This window comes from Novipirellula methanifontis, from assembly GCF_052161655.1.
Classification (GTDB): domain Bacteria; phylum Planctomycetota; class Planctomycetia; order Pirellulales; family Pirellulaceae; genus Novipirellula.
Genome location: NZ_CP197418.1, coordinates 122142 through 142593 on the forward strand (window position 1 = coordinate 122142; position 20452 = coordinate 142593).

Consider the following 20452-nt stretch of genomic DNA (forward strand, 5'->3'; position numbering starts at 1 on the left):
GTCCGGAGGGGGCATCTTCATGAATTCCGAGCCAGCCAGATCGTAATCGAGCGGCGCCGGACTTTCCACTAGAGAGAACGCTAAAAGAATCGTAAAACGCGGCCGGGCAAGCGTATAGAAAACGGATATGAAAGCAGCATTTCATGCTGGAAGTGCAAATCGTTATGTCCCATCACGCGCAATGGGTTGATTTTACAGTGATTGGTCACAATCACCCGGTTCGGGTTCAAAATTTGCAGCGAGAAATGCTCCCGGCTGATGGTTGCCTCCGTAAAGCCAGCAATCACGATACGATTTCCCTCTGGTTTTTCAATGACGCAGCAGGGAACCCTCTCGAACGATCGTTTGCGGCCAAACGTATTTCGACCGCGTAGCGGAAAACACGCTGCTGTCTTTTCGCGATGTCCGTCAATGTCGCAGCGAATCTGACGCGATGAGATTTCTGAATTTGGCGCCAGCACAATCCCATAGACCTTCTCGTAATGAAACGGTCCTATTGCGTCTCCCCATTGCTCACGACACCGACATTCGCAATGTGCCAAATCGGCTTCAATGGAATGCCGAACTTCACCGTCGGCCATCAAGCTAGCGTATTGAGTAAAGTCAGGAATGCGGCGAAGTGCTTCAGCCAATCCGTCAGTGATCGAGTCCGAATCAAGACTATCGATTCGTTTTCCCCATGCCATCCAGCAACGTTCGAGATCGACTTCGATGAAATGGCGTGCAATGATTGGATCTACGGGTGAGTCAATTCCATTGGCGAATAAAAAGGCCGCGATCCCTGTTGGTCCAGCCGAGTCGATTTCCCAGTCGTCCTCGAACCGCTCACACAACTGGTCTATCTCTATTTCGGTCAGCGTCTGCATCAGAGTAAGCCCCTTTCCTCAGCAATGGTCTTCATCTCGACTTCAATTTTCTTCCAACACCTTGTGACTGTTTTGGTTGATTTCCCCGCAGGGCCCAGCATTGCGGCGATATCGAGGTTGCCTTTCCCTTCCAGTTTTCCCGCCAGCACCGTTTTGCAGTCATCATCGAGCCGATCGGTAAGGACTTCTAGAATCTCGCTCATCGCTTGCCCGTCTTCCTCGGTCGGATCACCGCTTGAACGAGCTAGTTCCTCAAGCGTAGGCCAGTCGCCGCCGATTTGAAGTTCACGGCTGACATTTCGTTTTTGTGCGTTAAAGTAGCGTGCTTTCTTGCGGACTTTGTTCAGCGAAATTGCCACCAGGAACCTCCAAAAGTCATCGCTTTGTTCGATATGAATCTTTCCCTCGCGGGACATTCGAATTACCGATCCAATGATGCTGCCGGCCATGTCGTCGCTGCCAACCTTTGACTTGAGCCGAGTGGACATGTTCCGCTCCGCCAACCGCATTAGCTTCGGAAGGTAATCCATTAACACAACGCTTTCACTTGGCTGTTGCAATTCATCGTTCATGTTGGTTCGTATCCTATTCAAAGAGGTTTGACGATAGTATCGAAAGCACGAAGGGGGCACAGGCCACTAGCATACACGATCCCATTACCAACATAGTGGGTAGCGACATCATCGCTTCGGCACGACCGACCTCGTCTTCCATGTGTCTCAAATGCGATATACGTAGTTGCTTGGCCAAGCCCACAAAGTTTTCCGCCCCCGGGGCACCGTGTTGGTGAATAGTGCTAAGCACACGGACTAGTTCGTCAAACTCTGGCAAACCGATACTGTCCTTGGTGACTTGCAGTGCCTGAGACATCGTTTGTCCGCGCTGAAGGTCGTTGCGGAGCCGGATCAGTTCAACGCTGAGTGGGTGATCCGGGAAGTCGCGAATCACGGTGTCGATTCCAAAGCGAAAGGTTCCGCCAGAGGACATGACCATTGCGATCGAATCCATTGCGTGCGGCAGAAACTGTCGCACCTGACGCTGGCGGGCCGCACTTCGCGAAATGATTCGGTAACACCACAAGCGATAGACCACCAGAAAAGCGACAAGCACCTTGGCCATTGCGGACAACGACACCAACGTCAAAAGTTGGGTCAATCCAACAGCACACCCGGCAAAACCCGCGAACAGAAAACCAGTTGCTACGACTTCCGAGGTCGCCCAAGGCTCGATGGCATTTCCCACGCGAGTCGCTTGGCTCAGCTTGTTCGAGTCGCCAATTAGCAGCCGGGTAATCGTGATGGCGAACCGTTTGAATCGGCCCTGCGTAACTGGCATTTCTACAAACCATGGCAAGCGAGTTTCGATGACTTGAGAAAGTCCCACAATCCAATGTTGCAGCGAACGGAACAAGCCAGAACCTTGACTCAGTCGGTTCCAGCGGGCTTGCTCACGATGCCAAACCCGCAAGCGATGGTCATCGGTTGCAAAGATCGCTTGCAATAGAAAGAACGACGCCAGGAACGCCGATCCTGCGAGCAGGATACATGCGATTATGATCGTTACGGGAAGTTGAGTAGGTTGTGGTGTCATCGAAGGATTCTTTATATAGTGACAATGTCGGTTTGGTCGCAGATGCTTACTTGAATTTCAACAAATTTCGAGACCAGGCGATCCCGCCATAAAGTAGTAGCAGGATCGCGGCAAGCATTTTTTTTCCGGCTTCGGTTTGGAAAATGATCTCCATCGAATCAGGCATCATCAGCCAGAACATCAAAAAGAAACCGGGCGTCGTACAAGCTAAAATCAGGATTGTATTGCGTGCGTTGGAGGTTTTGGCAAATAGCTGTCGTTCCGAATCAGCACGATGCTTTAGTGATTCTTGCACACCAGTCAACGACGCTTCGAGCGAGGCCCCTTGTTTCAAAGCGCAGGTGATCGATGTTACCAATAACGAAAACGCATCCAGTCGAAGCTGTGTTCGTACGGCATCAATCGATTCAGCAAGCGGGCGTCCTCGACGATGCTCCATTGCGATCCGCTGCACTTGTCGCCCAAGAGGCATCGGCATCTCTCCGGCGACCGAATCAAATGCTTGGCTGAGACTCAAACCGCTCCGGGTCAAACTCATCAAGCCCGCTGTAAAAGCTGACGTTTGACTTCGTAATAAACGTTCTCGGCTTTCCACTAACCACGAAAAGATCAACGTTCGCAAATGGACACTGATTCCGAATACCGTTACGGCCAGCACCGTTCCCATGTAGATGTAGCCGGTCCACAACAGGCCTATGATTGACGTGACTTCGATCGCAAACGTCATGTTACGAAAGTACTCTTCGTCAAAGCCAATCTCACCTGTCCGTTTTAGGTAGGGTTCGATTGGCTTCTGCAGTACCGATCGAGCCCAGGGGACATACCAACGGCAAGCCAAATAGACGCTCGACGCTGCACAAATGGATGCCATTACTAGATTTAGAGTGTTCGTCATGATTCGATTTCCTCTGCTTCAACGGTCTCAATTCCACGCAGAAACAAGTCGAGTTTTATGTGTCCATCACGGACAAGCTCACCCGCAAATGTTGGGATACAGCCGGTGGGAGCTAGTTTCAACGATTGTGTCTCGTCGTCAAAACGGCTGTGGAAAATGGGGCGTAAACGAATCGTTTGGGACGATTCGTCAAAGCGAAGCACCTCGGTTACTCCGCTAATGATTCGATGCCCCGATGGCAAGCGAGTGATTTGAACAACAATGTCGATTGCCGATACGATCTGTTGACGGATAGCGTCCGACGGGAGGCCACTGTCCCGTACCAACACTTCCAATCGTCGAAGTGCGTCTTCAGGCGTGTTCGCATGAATCGTTGTCATCGAACCACTGTGACCGGTGTTCATCGCCTGGAGCATATCAATCGCTTCGTCACTGCGACATTCACCCACGACGACACGGTCGGGCCGCTGACGCAGTGCGTTTTTGACTAGGTCGCGGATAGCAACCTTTCCTTTGCCTTCGTTGTTACCATCGCGGCACTCCAAAAACACGACATGGGGATGGTCAAGCTGCAATTCGTGAGTGTCTTCGATGCAAATGATGCGTTCAGCAAAAGGAATCGCTTGACTCAAGCAGTTTAAAAGTGTCGTTTTTCCGGTGCCAGTACCACCTGAGATCAAAATGCTCTTTTTTGCTCGCACGCTAGCGCTTAAAAAGGAGGCGACTTGTGTCGAGACGGAGCCGATTTCGATCAGCTTAGGCATCGTGAACCGTTGTTTTGAAAACTTTCGGATGGTCAGACACGGACCTTTTACGGCCAAAGGCGGGATCACTGCGTTAACACGACTACCGTCGGGTAAGCGTGCGTCGACCATTGGCTGAGCGGTATCAATGCGTCTTCCAACCATTCCGACGATCCGTTCGATGACGGTGGTGGTGACTTCATCCGAAACGAACTTCCGCCCCGAGTTTTGCAGGACTCCTGATCGCTCGATGTAGATCTCATGGCTGCTGTTGACCATGATTTCCGATATCGTCGGGATGCGAAGCAAGTCTTCCAGTGGGCCGAATCCGAACAGGATGTCCTTGATTTGCTTTTTCAGGTTTCTTAGGGCTAAGTAAAAGCCAAAGGTTTGAATCAGACCTGGACTTAGCTCGTCCCAGAGATTCCAAAAACGAGCGTCGACAATCGCAATTCTTGCTTCCGTTTTGCTGCTATCGGTTTTGCTGAACAATTTTTTTGCACACGCCAACGTCCATCGATTCAGCTCGTCTTCATGTACTGGGACCGTCGTTGCAAACTCGCTCCACGCTGCATTGGCTTGCCACCCTTGATGCTCGCTTTCGGATGAATTAGCAAGTAACAAGTTCAATAACTCGTCGCGGACACAACAACCGGCCAACTCGGCCACCAAGGCTGCGTTGTCGTTTGATGTTAATCCGTGATGCTTGGCACTCGATTCGATAGACCTTTCAATATGCAATAATGACTCGGTGTCGTCAGGAATGTCGACCGACGATTGACTGTCGTGCATTTGTTGCAAAATATCCAAGTGAATGTTGCGCATCAAATCATGCGTTTGAGCAATTAATCGTCCAACGGTAGCGTTTTCAGCGGATTGGTCGGACTGTACTTGGAACACGTAAGGGAAAATGCTTAGCCGCGAGCTGCCATCCCAAACGAGACTTGAGCCGCTATGGTGTTTCTTGCCATCAAGCTCGCATCCGTTTTTGCCAAGCACTTGGACTTGCCATGAATCATCACCGCGTCGAAGCACGACGGACTCATGATCTATGAAGGGGCTTTGCAGAACAATATCGTTGCTAACTGCGCTGCCGACATGAATTCGGTCACTTGCAACTTTAGCAAGTAGCGGTTGGCCGTCGAATTGATTGAAGTATCGAAGGAGCATGGATTTATTTCAGTGTGGTGGAGTGGGCTGTTTTTTGAATGTCCTGCAGAAGTTCAACTCCTCTAGCGTTTCGCTGACAAGGTTGGTTGCTCCGATGACTTCTTTGTCGATTTTTCGACCAGTGCCAGCTTCACGCCGTGCTCGGAATAGGCGGCTGCGAGTAACATTTGCACGTCCGTCGATTTTTCCTCGTTTGGACCGACTCGATAAACTAGCGGCAACAAAGCATATTTCTCATCTTGGACTTCTTTGCGAGTCCCAAAAGGAATGCGAAATGGCCCGATCTCTGTTATGTCATTGGATTCCAAATTCGATCGCTTTAAGAATGCATTGAAATAAACGAGTTGACCTGGCGACAGGTTTGAACAGTCACCGATGATGTTTGAGATGGGAACGTTCACCCGTTGATGCCCATACTCAAGTTGTTCGATGCCTCCCAAACACGAGTCGGTCAACAGCTCACCGCCAGCGATGGGTCGTGAGATGATCAAGGGTGTTTTCTCCAAAGCCTCCTTGATCGATTCGGGATCATCGATCTTTAGTGCAGCCAGCAATTTTTGCATCGTTAGCAGCCTTGTGTGATCTAGAGTGCCACCGACGGTGTCGAGCTGCAAATCATCCGCATTCAATCGCATGCCTGGTGAGGCGTCCACCGATAGGGTCAATACTTCCATTGGATTGAGCTGTTTACGTATGGTGATATCATTCAGGATATACGCGAGAACTGCGAGTGTTGCGGGAACACCAATCCGCATCCAAACGGGAAGCGAGGCACTGGATGCTGAATGTTTGATGGGCGTCGAAACGGGCGGAACTACACTTCGTTGTGGAGTCTGAAGCTTCATCGGGATTTCCTTTTCATAGTGGGGTTTGAGAACCGGCTACCAACAACCGTGTGCAATGAGATACCCTCACTAGACGCCTCAGGGACATGAAATCCACCCCGTCCCGTTAATTTCTTCGTGCAATGTATCCACTACAGCATGCCCTTGAGCCGATCCCGCTGCGAACTCGCTTGGCGGAGCTTTGCTTCGATCTCTCGAATTTCCACCTCGTTTGTGATTGGGTCGCGTTTTAGCTCCGTGAGTTTCCTTTCCATTTGATCGATCGACTTGTTCAGCTTTTCAAGCTCGCGCTTGCCCGTTTGAATCGCTGCCTGCTGAGTACGGGCCAAACCTTCCGCGGAACCGGAAAAGCCACCCGATATTCCGCTACCGAGTGAAGCGAGTTTGGCGAACTGTTGCACGTCCACCAAATTGCTGGCGATTCCGCGAACGCTTTGCGGGAGCGTCAGCGGCGGTTGTTGGTTTCGTCTGGTAGGGAACGGCAGGACGTCGGATTCCCACGCGTGGCTGAGGAATTCGATTTTAGCATTTGCTGCTCCGGCTGCCTTGATGCCACCATAAACTCCTTCGCCCGAATCGACTTCGCTTTCGCCTACGGCGATACCGGCTTTGATATCCAGCGGTTTTCTCGGGAACGCTGCGACCAATTGAGCTAGGTCCGCTGAGTCGGTGCCGCTGTAACCGGGCAAATCGGCGAGCCTCTTTTCTTGAGCTGCGATAACAGCTTCTTCGACTGCCGAAATCTCCGCGTTCAGAGTCGATCGCTGCTTGGCCTCATGAATTCGAATGATGTACATCGTCATGGCGGCGAACGCGATCACCACCGGTAAGAACATCAAGAACTCGATCGGGGCGATGCCGTGACGGACGACTGAACGATACTGAGATTTCATCTTTGTTTTTTTCTTTTTAGAAAATAGCGTTGGATACGTGTGGCTGTGGCTTCCAGCCGCAGTTGTCTTGAGAAAAGGACTGCGGCTGGAAGCCACAGCCACGATTTGTTGTTACAGGGCAATAAAGTCGCTGTCGACCTGCGTTGGTAACACTTCGGGTAGTCGGTCTGCCCACTCGGGAAGAGGCTGTTTTTGCCACTGCTTGATCCGGGCAGCGGTCGTTGGCGACAAATTGGAAGTCCACTTCAACTCGATCGCGGGGAACACATCGGGGATACCGATTCCAACCAATTCCGAGACATCCGCGTCACCTTTCCACGCCAATAAATCCCATCCCGTTTTCGCTTGCACACTCGGCACGATCCGTTTGCAGTTCAAGTTAATCGGATGTACCGGTTTGATTGGCTTGTCACGATTCCACACCATTGCCGTGGCCAAGCGATAGGTATAGTCTCCTTCGGTCGCTGGGAAAAAGAAATCGCCAACCGGTGTTCGTGTGTCGCTGCCGATCAGAACCGAAACACCAAATGCCTTGTCGGCGTATCCCGAGTCGTCGGCTTTCGTCCAAGGTTCCATTGCCTTGTCCAGGCCGTCGTAGTCATCGAGAACACCGAGATGGACAAGGGGATTTTTAACACCGACGCCGGCTACACGGCACGTCACTTCCAGCACATGTGCTTGCACAGTGACTGGGAGTGGTTCGAAGCTGGCTGCCGATAAAGTGCCAAGCGAGCGATTGAGTTAACCATGGCATGGCAAGATTACCAGTCGCAACGCGAAGGCGTTCAATGGCAAAACCAAGTCCAACGCTTCAATCGCTACGGATACAGAAAAGAGCAAAGGACGGAAGACCGAGAAACAGAACTAGAGGAGACACGAAGGTGGCTTCAATTGAGCAATCCGCTTACGGATTCTCAGAGCTACGAATTTTGCGACAAGGAACCGGAAGTCAAAACGGAGGCGGAGGATATCCTTGTCAAACAGATTCCAAGTTTCCGAGGCGCGTCGCCACATCAGTTCAGCAACTTTGTTCCCGATGACACAACCGTGATAGCAGAGCGAGCGTACGAGTCCATCGTCACCCCTTTGGAAAGCCGCCTAGTTGCTTTTTACTAAGAGCGTTGCTAGCGCAACTCCGGCGGCAAAAAAATTCTTGTTTGCAATGAGGCAAGCAATGGTCGCCCAGTTGGTAACTTTCATGCCGCCTGCCGCGGCTCATCTCAACATTGAACTCCATCCCCCCTGAACCTTTCCCCCTCTGTGCCAACATGAGTGAGACAACTTTGAAGTTTTTCAAAGTCGAGGGCACGGAGAGTTTACATGACCGAAATCGCCAACAAAAAAGTTAAGAAAAATCCTGAGGTGGCTGAGAAAGCGACCCGTCGTCGCTTTTCAGAGGAGTATAAACGTCGGATCGCGATCGAAGCTCAGCAGTGCTCCGAGCCCGGTGAGATTGGGGCTCTGCTACGTCGTGAAAGGCTCTATTCGTCAGTGGTTCAGCGCTGGCGTCGTCAACTTCGGGAAAAATCATTGTCATCATCGAAAAAGCCCAGTAGCGATGTGCCGCCAGCAATACCGTCAAAGGCAAAAGAGCTTGCCGCTTTGAAACGCGAAAATGAACGCCTAAAAGAAAGACTTCGCCAGGCGGAGTTGATCATTGACGTCCAAAAAAAAGTCTCGGAGATGATGCAGACACGCTCACACGAGAAGACAGATTGAGTGCGGCTGAAGGGCTCAGCAAACGAGTCGGTGTCGCTGCTGCATGCCGCGCACTGAATGTTTCGCGAGCGACGTTGTACCGTCGCCGCGATCCCGACCAGCAACCTAAGCCGAGACCGATCCCAGCTCGAGCACTTTCACTCGGAGAACGAAAGGCGGTGATCGATCGACTCAACAGCGAACGTTTCGCTGATCAGTCGCCACGGCAGGTCTACTCGAAATTGCTCGATGAAGGGGAGTACATGTGCAGCGTGCGGACGATGTATCGCATCCATCGCATCCTTGAAGCGAATCAAAGCACTCGCGAACGCAGAAACCAACTCCGACACCCGAACTACAAAAAGCCTGAATTGCTTGCGACCGGCCCCAATGAAGTCTGGTCGTGGGACATCACCAAGCTCAAGGGCCCGGAGAAATGGACCTATTATTACCTGTATGTCATTCTGGATATCTACAGCCGCTGCGTGGTCGGCTGGATGCTGGCACATCGTGAAAGCGCCGATCTAGCCACGCAGCTGATCGAAACAACCATTGAAAAGCAAAACGTTCCGCGCGAGCAATTGATCCTCCATAGCGATCGTGGGCCATCGATGACATCGCATTCGGTGGCGCAGTTGCTTGGTTCGCTGGGCGTCACCAAGTCACACAGTCGGCCGCATGTTTCCAACGACAATCCTTTCTCGGAAAGCCAGTTCAAAACGATGAAGTACCGCCCTGAATTTCCCCAGCGATTTGGATGCTATGAAGACGCACTTGGGTTCTGCCGTGAATTCATTGGCTGGTACAACGACGAGCACTATCACAGTGGCATCGGCCTGCTTACCCCATCATCGTTGCACTACGGCCAAGGCGAAAAAGTGATCGAGTCGAGGAAACAAACGCTTCACGGGGCATGGCAGAAGAATCCCGAGCGTTTCGTACACGGCATTCCCACACCTGCAAGCCTTCCCAAAGCAGTTTGGATCAACGCTCCCAAACGAAAGGATGAATTGAAAAGCGAAGCCCCCGAAGCGAATTGCCCGGGGGCTCCAGAAGTAACGTCTTTGACGCACCCTCGATCCGGTTATCCCTTGGCCGGTTGCGTCCCCGCAGAGCCGTCTTCCGTTTCACCAGACGTCGACACAGTAGCAGCAACAAACTCTTTGAACACCCGAGTCATGCCTGAAAAAATCCCGGGGGTTCGGGGGCTGGCCCCTGAGCACGCGGGATGCAGCACCTAACAACTATCAAATAGTTGTCTCACTGTCGTTGACACATTCCGTTCAATCGAAACTGAAGTGCTCAACTTTACACGGATAAAGCGATGAAACAAGCGTCCACGAATCTCGTTGCATTCTGACTTGCGTTTGCCCTCAGTAGGGGCTGCAGCGAGCGAACCGAAATTGCGTCTGAGCAACACCAAGCGGTAAAGATGCCCTTAGTCAGTCAGGCGGTTGACTCGAATAGAGCAGATGTCAGCCCCTTGAACCCGATTGAAGACGAGAGGACGACGAAAGAAGATCCCCGCCCGCCAGTCGTCGCGAAAAAGCAACTGGAGCAAGCCGCGGCTAACAAGGCTCTCGATCTGCAGATTGAAAAAGATGCCTTCAGTCGAATTGAGAAAGCAACGGAGAAGGGTGCCAGGATCGAGTCGGTGACTTTAACATGCTGCTGCGGATTTCCGGGTAGCCAGAACTCACCACGTATCTCCATAGTTCTCTTACAACGTTTGGCTGGACTCATTCCTCGCCGAGAGGGAAGCTCCGTGCTCGTCGCAGGCATGTTTAATAATCTACTTGCGAAGTGGATCCAAGCGAAGCACTTGTGTTCCTCGTACATCGAAAAGGAATCGCAATCGAGCAGGGAATCTCCGGTTTTCCAGATTTGCCTGACGTTTTCGTGTCTTCTGGTGTGTCTCGACGGTATCTCTGTGTTGTGAGCTAACTGACATGCCACACTTCAGATCCGATTCCCGAGAGGCACAAGAAAATGAACACGCAACGCTGTCGTATTAATACTGATTCAAGGTCCCGCATCTCTGCTGCGGTCCTCACGATTGCTTCGCTCCTACTTACTTGCACCGTCGAATCGGTGAATTCGGCGGAGGTTCGTTCGGTTGAAACGGGTGATTCCGTCATTGTCAGAGCAGAATATTCACCCAACAGTCATCAAGTTGCTTTGGGAACAAGTGACGGAAGAGTATTGTTGCTCGATACGGACACCGGCATCGTTGACGAGTGCATGCGTCTGTCAGAAAACCTAATGGGATTGGCCTGGTCGCCCAATGGAAAGGCTCTGGTTGCCGGTGGGATGACGACCACGAGTGGCTCAGTGGTCGGAAAGGTACTTGGAGAAATTCGGATTTGGGATACTGAAACAAAGCGAGTTCGATGGAAACGCGACTTTCCGGATATTGTCATCTCGGATGTAGACGTGTCGGCAAGTGGTAAAACGCTAGGAGCATTTGGAGGTCATGTAACCGAAGCAAAATTCGATTCAAGTTGGACGCAGATGTGGCGAGCCTCGAATGGAGTCGTGTTTTCGCCAACTTTTCAAAAATCAGAACACTGTATTCGGAAAGCGTTGTTCTCACCCGATGGAAAATCGCTATTCGGCACAACGATGCAACAAGTGTATCAGTGGCCTTTCAATTCATCGACTGAGCGAAAGCTAGGCCCCGAGTTTGGTCGAATCACTGATTTGGATCTTTCACCGAATGGACGATTCCTGGCGGTCTCCGGAAGGCCCAGCTTGTGGGGTTCGCAGAAAGGACATGTCGAAATATGGGACATCGAATCTGGGCAGGCCGTTTCAACCGTCGATCTCCCCAATCCGCATTATTGGACCGCTTCGGTATGTTTTTCACCCAATTCCGAGCGTCTCGTAATTGGAACCTCAGACCCAAGTGCTCAAGTAATTGTTGTGACCGTTCCAGATGGGAGACTTATCGCAGCGTTGAACGGACATGAATCGCCAGTATGTGCAGTGGCCTACAGCCACGATGGAACTCGGATGGTGTCCGCAGACGAAAAAGGCTGCGTTAAAGTTTGGGACGCCACCGATACAGGGGATATCTTTTGGTTCGCCGAGGACTATGTGTGGAATGGTGACAAATTGAGTGTGGCTGAGCGTGAGTCCACCAACGGCGATTCCGGGCGTCAAGTTGCTATCTACGATCGAAGTCAACGGTCAGGTAAATTGGTGTCGATTGATTCCTTGTTCGATGTTACCGATGCGGAACTTAACCTGTCGGGGTCGCTTGGTGAACGACTTGATTGTTTGGCTGTGATGAAGAACCTTCGAGTCTTGTCTCTTGTCACTGACCAAACCACCGAAGCGAATCTTGGATTTCTCGGAACCTTCAGTGCATTGGAGTCACTCGATATTCATAAAGCGTGTCTTTCAAAAGGCAGTATTGGGACTTTGCCGAAACTTGAAACGGTCCGAGAACTGAAAATCGGCAACGATCAAATGAGCATGGAAGACCTAGCGTTGTTGGGTGAACTCCTGCCCTCTGTCGAGCGACTTTCGCTGGAAGGTGAGTCAGTCGATTTCTCGGTCATCGCGAGTTTCAGCGCATTTGATAAACTAAAGCAGTTGGAACTCCCAGCCACCTCGGTTATCAATAGCGAGCACTGGGACCGATCTCAGCTGCCCGGTCTGGAATCGTTGCGACTTGGAATGGTTGATGACAAAACACTCGCAAAGTTGGCTGAAGGGAAGGCACCCAAGTTCCTGGAGTTCGACGCTTCGAACTGCACTGAAAATGGATTACTTGCCGTGTCCCGAATGAACGGTCTCGTGCGATACAAGATAAACAATAGCCCCCTCACTGTTGCGGCAATCGACATGATAATCTCCAAGAAACTGGAGACCGCCGACGAGCAGGTCGCCTACTGTGATTCAATGCGGGAATCGATACGCGAGAAGATAGAAGGAGTGGGCGAGGTGACTTTCGAGATGGCCGAAAAAAGTGATCCAGCGTCTGGTCGTCGACTGCGAGAAATTGAACGCAAAGTGGCTGCGTTGCAGATGCTTGTGGAAGAGTGTCGATCGCGACCAAGCAGCTATCAGATCCATGGCGGTTATGGTTTCTTTTCGAGTATCATGAGCCGAAACGCGGATATGAGTGCGAATATCACACGACGTTTGGTTGCTGAAAGGGATATTCAGGTGTGGGTTCAAGAGCACAAAGAAATCGCAGTGGCGATGAAAGATAAATGTACCCGCGATCTTGCGAAATTGACGAAGGAAGAGATTCAATTTGGTCAAGCGTTCGGCTTGCTCTAATCCTCGGAAAAGCGGACACTTTTTGGAAAAATAAGATTTTCGCATACCCCCAGACGCTGCCGTCGGGGGAGTTTTATAAGCGTTCCGTGACAGCTTCAGCCGCATTCGGCTCAAGAGGACGCAAGAGAGATTTACTCGCCCGCTGATTGGAAAGCTCATCCACCGGCCAATTCCGTGAGTGTCTTGTCATTTGGTACCTCAAATCTAAACACGCAACTGCGGTTTTCACAGACCGAAATGATCGTTCCACTTTTCGACCTCACGGGTCTTCGAAACCGATAGACGCACTTTCAATTCCCTGGCAAGGTACTTTGAAGTTTGAAGGACGAAGTTTGAATAACTGAACCGAACCAATTTCAGACTTCACACTTTCTAATTCAAACTTCATCTCATGTTCTCGGGTTGTGCCGGATAGCACGCGACTTTGCGGAGGTCGTAGACCATGTTCGATTCCTGGCGAGAACACTTGACGCTTTTTCGCGATGGAGTGCAGATGACCACGATCACACAAAAAAGATTTTGACGTGAAATCTCACATCGCAATTCGCAGCTTCCTGAACTTCCAAGACTAAGCTGGGAAATCTCACACGAAATTTGTCTCAGATACTAGCTGCATCGGAATCTTACATCAGCGACATTGGCTGATGAATCAGATTGGCGATATCGCAATGCTTAGTGTAACCAAGAATCGACACCATCACTTCTAACTTAAATCATGAAATTTCAACGATCTAAAGACTTCGCGATCCCGGTTACACTTGTCTTGTACCTAGGGTGCTGCCAAGCAATCTCATTGCTATACACACCGCCTGGGATACGACTACTCACTGTCCAGATTGAGTCGAATGATAACGTCGTTTACGAGGGGATTCGCGGTGTGCCCGACAACACTCCGGTCGTTGAAATGTGGGATATTCTCGGCGACGTTCCATTTAAATCCACCGCCAAGGGTAGCAGTGTCCTTGACGACGACGAAAAGAACGCCGGGAAACTGGAGGGTGTAATTGTCGTACGTATCAAACATGTCGATAAGAAAATCGCAAACGCCTCGCTCAAGAAACTGACGCTTCGCTCCGTTAGCGCCGGGGCGTCTTGGACACTCGATGGTGCTGAAGTTGAACGAATCAAAGCGGATGCAGGAGGATAGACGCGACAAATTTAGGGATAGACGATGCGTCCCATTTCACAAACCCCAAACGCTCCAGCTCACCACCTCAACGGAAACCACGCAGAATTCGCTTGATCGGCACCGATTGTACAGTGACGACGAGTACATAGACCATGCAGAGCGTAACCGTCATCAAGGCTGCTAACCACATCGGATTCACCTTCGATTGCTTGTGCATGTCACTAGACAATGGCTCACGAATTCCCAAGAATGCGTTAAAGTAAAGAAAGCCGTATGATTAATCGAACGTCGTTTACGGCCGCGTCGATTCGGCGACAATTTCGTTGAGCAACCGTCATCCTCGGTTGGCTCGACGCATCTTGAAATTGGTGAATTCCCATGAGTTTCTCTTCCAACGAATCGAGAATTTATTCTCTCTGCGATGAGTTCGAGTCAGCATGGATGACTGGTACGCCGCCTAACATTGACGACTTCCTTCAGCGAGTCGGAGCGGAGGACCAAAGTAAACTGCTTCGAGAGTTGTTGCAGATTGAACTACGGTGGCGACAGCATGAATCGTCGCCACCCGCAGTGACTGATTACGAAGATCGCTTTCCTTGCTTCAGGGACGCCATTAAAGAAGCACTTCACGAGATACGGAGGAAGTCGGTAGAACCTTCAGAGGAACCGAAGGATAGTTTTGAACAGTCGTCCTCATCCGACGGAAACCTTTCCGGGCAGGTGGTCTCGCTGCAGACATTGCCTGCGGAAAGTGGATCTAGGACTAGCTTGGAAGAGGCGGCGAACAGTTTGGATGGTGGCGTCCGAGTCCTATACTTCGGCGAGTACGAACTTTTGCAAGAAATTGCCCGTGGAGGAATGGGGGTTGTTTACAAAGCTCGACAAATCAAGCTCAATCGAATTGTCGCCATCAAGATGATTCTTGCGGGCGAGTTAGCAGGAGATGAACTAGTTCAACGTTTTCAAGCTGAAGCGGAATCTGCGGCAAACCTTGATCATCCAGGCATCGTGCCGATCTATGAAATTGGAGAGCACGATGGCCAACACTATTTCTCTATGGGGTTTATCGATGGGGCAAGTTTACAGAGCAAGCTCTCTGCGGGGCCGATGCCAGCAAGGGACGCGGCTGATATCTGTCGTAAGATCGCGGTCGCGGTTGCATATGCGCACTCACGCGATGTGATTCACCGCGACTTAAAACCCGCCAATGTGCTAGTCGACTGCAACGGCGAACCTAGAGTTACTGACTTTGGGTTGGCGAAAATGGTCAAAGGTGATAGCGATCTAACTCGTACGGGTGCGGTGATGGGTACACCAAGCTACATGCCACCGGAGCAAGCTCGCGGTCAAACCGATAAAATCGGCACACTTGCCGACGTCTACTCACTCGGCGCGATCCTGTACTGCACGATTACAGGACGTCCTCCATTTCAAGCGGCAAACTTTCTTGACACGTTGAAACAAGTCACCGATAGCGAACCCGTCACCCCGCGGACGCTTGACAGCAATATTCCGCTGGACCTTGAAACGATTTGCTTGAAATGCCTAGAAAAAGATGCAGAAAGGAGATACCAAAATGCGTCAGAGCTTTCAGATGAATTGGAACGGTTTCTCAACGGAAGGCCAATCCTGGCTCGTCCGATTGGTGCAACTGAGCGAATGGCCAGGTGGTGCAAGCGGAGGCCCGCCGCAGCCTCTGCAATTTTATTTGCTGTACTGCTCGCCTTTGCGCTTGGCGTAGGGGGACCGCTTGCAGCGATCGGACAGAAACGACTGCGTACTGAGTCAGACAGACATGCAGAGCGAGCCAACAAAGAAGCACTGCGTGCAGAGCAAAAAGCTGCCGAAGCAACAGCACGTGCAGCTGAAGCCAAGGCAAACTTCGTTGTTTCGCACCAGAACGCATATTCGGCGGACATGCTTATAGCTGAGCAAAATTGGAACGATTCAAACATTAATCAGATCAAAACTATTCTCAAACGTTACGAAGATAGTGACATTCGAGGTTTTGAATGGCACTATTGGAATCGGCTGATCGCAACTACTAACAGGGAAATCCGAATCGTTCCTGCGCTAACAGCACACGCCAACGATCCCGATCACAAACGCTTCGCGACAGGGGCTCGCGATGGAACTGTTAGGCTTTGGGATTCAGCGACTGGGGACCTTCTGGTGACAATGCCACTGGATGCAAAAGCCGAGAGCAAAGGTACACAAGTGAAGAGCATTAGTTTCAGTCCAGACGGTAAACGCATCGTGGTCAGCTATGGATGGAACTCGCATTCAAACACATCCTTAGTCAATTTTTCCGAAGTCTGGTCGACAATCTCTGGAGAAAAGCTGCTCGGCTTCAAGTCGAGCGATTGCGTTCGCTACGACATCAGCGAGATGATAACCAATGTGCGAAGTTCAAAAGACGGACGGCTTGTCGCTAAAAACGCCGAGACATGGGCGTTTTGGTTAGATCGCGACGACGGGAGCGTGGAAAAGGTATTTAAACAAGATAGCAAGACAAGGAGAACTATCGCCGGCCCCTCTGAGGGCATCGGTCACCACGTCCTCCGTATCTGGGACAAGGAATCTGGTGATCGCCTAGCTGAACTGAATGGTCATTCTGATGATATTCTAGATTTCAAATTCCATCCCGCGAGCAATCAAATTGCCACTGCAAGTTACGACCACACCATTCGCCTTTGGGACGCCAAGTCAGGCGAAGAACTAAAGCGTTTTCAACACGATGGCGTGGTTAGCTGCATTGCCTTTAGCTCCGACGGAATGCAGCTCGTGAGTGGAAGTGCAGACCGAACAGTCCGCATATGGAATACAATTTCGGGAATTGAAGAGTTGCGATTCAGGGGCCACGTTGACGAGATTGTTAGCGTGTGCTTCATTGAAGTCGACAAGCTAGTCGAATCGGTAAGTCGCGATGGAACCATTCGGAAATGGCGGCTAATTGACCAAGCTGCACAAGTCATCGAAGCGAGTTCACGCTGGATACATAGCATCGCATTTGGGAATGAGGGAAAGTTGTTGGCAACCGGTGGCTCAGCAACCGACTCATCGGTAAAAATCTGGGACCTGAGCGAACCTGAAGCCAACGCAAAAGTTGCTTCGGACAGCAAACTTATTTACGGAGCTGCTGGTTGGATGAGCCTAGCATTCCACCCAGATGGATCAATGCTATCTGGAGGCGGAGATGGCCAGATTTCCGTGTGGGATGTTTCGTCAGGCAAGAGAATATTCAGTTCAGACATTCATAATCAAATAGTTAAAAACGTTTCGTTTAGCAGCAACGGAGAGCTTCTTTTTGTCGCAGATACACTTGGCAGCTTCAGCGTTTGGGACACCCGAACCTGGGAACTGATCCACAAAGACACGTTACATAAGAAGTTTGTCAATAGCATCGCCTTCAATTCAACAGGCAAACAATATGCTTGTGATGGAGGAGTTGAAGGCACTGTTTCGCTATATAGCACGGAAACTTGCCAACTGGTTCGCGTTTTCGGCAAACGACAGGCGTCCGGGAACTTCACCGGTAGCTGCACAGCCTTTAGTCCTGATGACAGATTATTGGCTGTGGGCACAGGGCCAATAATCGAAATTTGGGATCTATTGGCTGGTGAATTGCTTCGTAAAATAGAAGGACACGATGGTAGTGTTTTCGAAGTCAAATTTAGCCCCAATGGTCATCGAATAGCGTCAAAAGGCAGCGACGGAACACTTCGAGTGTGGCATCTTGAAAGCGGGCGTGAACTTCTACGATTTAGCTACAATCCAAATAGCACTGCAACGATTGCTTTCGACTCTCTTACACATCGGCTCGCCACTGAGACGGACACCGGGAGAGTAAGCATATGGTCAGCATCACCGGAAAAGTGAGACAATAGCATCGAAACCGACGAATAACGGCAGCCGAATCTGCACATGCCAATCGCTCGCGAGTCCATTGGGAATCGAAGACAATGGTCCGTAAAGGTAGGTTCTTTCACGAAGTTTGTAGATGATCGTCTCGGACCACCCAACTAATTGTTCTCGGCTGCCGACCCCGGATACATCGTATTCTTCGATGCGGAGCCCATTGCATCAATCAAAAGTGCTGAACCTTTTTAGGCTTTGGTCCCTAGTCTAAGGTTCTTCAAGCCTGCCGCACCTGCTTTCCCGAAAATCATTTGTGCCGCACCAGCAACGAGTATTCGCACGGCATTCTGTGGGTTCTTGTACGTTTCCTTGATTGCCCACAACATGGTCGCTACGTCCCCAGCGAAAGCGAGTGGATTAAGTTTCTTCCCAAATATCTTGGGGAGCTTATGGCCAAAGAATATTGTCACGGGGCGCTGAAAAGGGGATCTTCCGCACTTTTGGTGATGGCTAAACGCTCGCCGAATTCGGACTTCGAAAACGCTTCCACGCAATCTAATCCGTCCGTGGATCAACATGACGGAGTACAGCATGGTGGATTTTGGAGGCATGACTCCGTGTCCAAAAAGTCGCTTATGCATCAGTTCATTGAAAATGCCACCGGCAAGCAATGCCGCTGGCCGAGTACACCTTTGGCGCAAATCGACCGAGATGGCCTTTGGACACGGAGCGATGCCTACATAAATCCACCACCCAGGGCTGGTCGGCACGGCAAATTGGCTTCAGCTATGGGAGTCACCGCAAGCTGCTTGAACAAGAGGAGCCATTCTTCGTGTCATGCCGCCGATAGAAAACGGAGTCGGAGTAGATCGAAAGAGCCGCGGCCGTACATCTGCCGCTTCAAGGTCTTCAGTCGGTTGACTTGGCCCTCGGTTTGCCCATTGCTCTAGGGGAGCGTTATCGCCGCGACTATCGCCGAAGAGTCTCGCAAAATGCCCTTGGCGAAATTTCGAAGTTCTTTCGGGACAGTTTCGTGAATCGCCCCAGCGAGCCAAGCTGACATGTCCTCGCCGACTTTACTTTTAAAAAGAGCGATGAATCCAGACGCTATCCTCCACCCTTCGGCAACCTCTGGGCATTGCTCAAAAACCATTGCCTTGAACGATCGATCATCGTCGCTGAGATTCCCATCCTCTTTGAAGACCATCCATGACATTTGTTTTGGAGCACGTTGCGAGATTCCTTGCTGATGGAGTGTCATTACGTCTGAATAACGTTCACGCCGATTTTGCGATGCCACACTTTGAGCGTTTGTATCGGCCAATGGTTTGTCGCTATCGACACTATCGCTTCCCAGGTGTTCGCATGCGTCATTTGAGTCGGCTAGGAATTCCATTTGCTGCTGGGCAATTGTCCGAATTTGCTTGGAATGACGTTCAATCACGCATGCCAACGCCTCCCGAAGGTTCTGCATTAAGTGAAAGCGATCGGCAACTTGGATTGCCTCCGGCGCGCCTTCGGTAGAACCTTTGATGTAGCAATCGCCTCGATCACGGCTGATGATTTCAACTCCTGGGTGATCTTGAAGCCACCTCTTGAGCGAATCAGACTCACGGTCAGGCAGCAAATCGATGGGGCGGTTTTTTTCCAGGTCAATCAGTACAGTGCCGTAACGTTGTCCCTTCCGAAACACCCAGTCATCCACGCCGAGCACACGCGGAGTATGCGATTCTGGAATTGAAGAGCGACGAATTTCGCGAAAAAGCAGATCTGGACTAAACGCCATGCCAAGTCTGGATGCCAATCGAGAACCGCCTTCGCCACCACACGCCAGCGCGATACACCGAATAGCAATGCTCAGACGGTCAGTTCTTCGCCCGTGCGGTCTGGCAACCTGTGGCAAACGTTCCGCAAATATGCTTCGCTGGCAATCATCAAATCTACAGAAGAATTTACGGCTGCGCCAGATGAGAACGACGCTCAGTCCCTGCCACGGCAGATCCGACAGCCGACGATTATAGCGACTGTGAATTCGGGTTGAGGCGCGTCCACAACTTGGACAAGTCGCACTCTCCATTCGACTGAAGACCGAGACTGTGACTTCGTCAAGCTCATCGTCAACGCTAACGTTTTCGATACCGAGACTCGTGGCGTCAGGCAAGAAGACCTGAAAACGCATTGGGACTCCGATCACAGTGTGTGCGTGCGCGTCGTCCCTAATCGGTAGATGCCCGTCTTGGGGCGAATGAAAGGTCAAAGGTGTCGCAATGCTATGCAACTGCGTCGCAAAGTCCAGGCGTGAATCAAACTGAACCGCATATTTCTAGCGTCAAATCGCCATCACCAAAAGTGCGGAAGATCCCCTATTCAGCGCCCCGTGACAACTGTGTCGAAAAAGGACTGCAGCTGGAAGCCACAGCCACGTAAAATCACCGCAAGATAGTATTAAACGCAGCGATAACGGACATAGAACGA

The 20452-nt window shown here is 50.9% G+C and carries 12 protein-coding genes and 2 pseudogenes; 5 read left to right on the forward strand and 9 right to left on the reverse strand.

Going from position 1 to position 20452, the window contains the following annotated elements; all coding sequences use genetic code 11:
- Positions 1-80: 80 nt before the first annotated feature.
- From SH528x_RS00385 to SH528x_RS00420, 8 genes are all read right to left on the reverse strand, one after another.
- Entirely contained in the window at positions 81-866 is a 786-nt protein-coding gene (locus SH528x_RS00385; RefSeq protein ID WP_442508553.1) for a hypothetical protein, read from the reverse strand.
- Positions 866-1438 carry an ECF-type sigma factor gene (locus SH528x_RS00390; RefSeq protein ID WP_442508554.1) on the reverse strand — a complete coding sequence of 191 codons (573 nt, stop codon included), beginning with the start codon at positions 1436-1438 and terminating at the stop codon, positions 866-868. Before SH528x_RS00390 ends, SH528x_RS00385 begins: the two co-directional genes overlap by 1 nt.
- A gap of 13 nt (positions 1439-1451) precedes the next feature.
- A complete protein-coding gene (locus SH528x_RS00395; protein ID WP_442508555.1) occupies positions 1452-2456 on the reverse strand; it encodes a type II secretion system F family protein in 1005 nt (334 codons plus the stop codon).
- Positions 2457-2502: 46 nt separating this feature from the next.
- Entirely contained in the window at positions 2503-3351 is an 849-nt protein-coding gene (locus SH528x_RS00400; RefSeq protein ID WP_442508556.1) for a type II secretion system F family protein, read from the reverse strand.
- Positions 3348-5264, reverse strand: coding sequence for an ATPase, T2SS/T4P/T4SS family (locus tag SH528x_RS00405; RefSeq protein WP_442508558.1), 1917 nt, complete (start codon positions 5262-5264; stop codon positions 3348-3350). The genes SH528x_RS00400 and SH528x_RS00405 overlap by 4 nt, the downstream gene beginning before the upstream one ends.
- Positions 5265-5326: 62 nt before the next feature.
- The gene (locus SH528x_RS00410; RefSeq protein ID WP_442508559.1) at positions 5327-6109 is read right to left on the reverse strand and encodes a hypothetical protein; all 783 of its coding nucleotides are present in this window, start codon (positions 6107-6109) and stop codon (positions 5327-5329) included.
- Between the two features lie 131 nt (positions 6110-6240).
- On the reverse strand, positions 6241-7002 hold the full coding sequence (locus SH528x_RS00415; RefSeq protein ID WP_442508560.1) for a hypothetical protein: 762 nt from the start codon (positions 7000-7002) through the stop codon (positions 6241-6243).
- Between the two features lie 111 nt (positions 7003-7113).
- Positions 7114-7665, reverse strand: a complete 552-nt coding sequence (locus SH528x_RS00420) for a hypothetical protein (RefSeq protein ID WP_442508561.1) — start codon at positions 7663-7665, stop codon at positions 7114-7116.
- Between the two features lie 84 nt (positions 7666-7749).
- Between SH528x_RS00420 and SH528x_RS00425 the strand changes: the two genes are divergently transcribed.
- From SH528x_RS00425 to SH528x_RS00445, 5 genes and pseudogenes are all read left to right on the forward strand, one after another.
- Positions 7750-8118 carry a hypothetical protein gene (locus SH528x_RS00425; protein WP_442508562.1) on the forward strand — a complete coding sequence of 123 codons (369 nt, stop codon included), beginning with the start codon at positions 7750-7752 and terminating at the stop codon, positions 8116-8118.
- Between the two features lie 204 nt (positions 8119-8322).
- Positions 8323-9698, forward strand: a pseudogene (locus tag SH528x_RS00430) (IS3 family transposase); the annotation flags it as partial.
- 991 nt (positions 9699-10689) lie between these two features.
- Entirely contained in the window at positions 10690-12990 is a 2301-nt protein-coding gene (locus tag SH528x_RS00435) for a WD40 repeat domain-containing protein (protein ID WP_442508564.1), read from the forward strand.
- 715 nt (positions 12991-13705) lie between these two features.
- On the forward strand, positions 13706-14137 hold the full coding sequence (locus SH528x_RS00440; RefSeq protein WP_442508565.1) for a hypothetical protein: 432 nt from the start codon (positions 13706-13708) through the stop codon (positions 14135-14137).
- A gap of 360 nt (positions 14138-14497) precedes the next feature.
- The gene (locus SH528x_RS00445) at positions 14498-17998 is read left to right on the forward strand and encodes a protein kinase domain-containing protein (protein WP_442508566.1); all 3501 of its coding nucleotides are present in this window, start codon (positions 14498-14500) and stop codon (positions 17996-17998) included.
- 814 nt (positions 17999-18812) lie between these two features.
- Here SH528x_RS00445 and SH528x_RS00450 read toward each other — a convergent pair.
- Positions 18813-20156, reverse strand: a pseudogene (locus SH528x_RS00450) (ISL3 family transposase).
- Positions 20157-20452 lie beyond the last annotated feature (296 nt).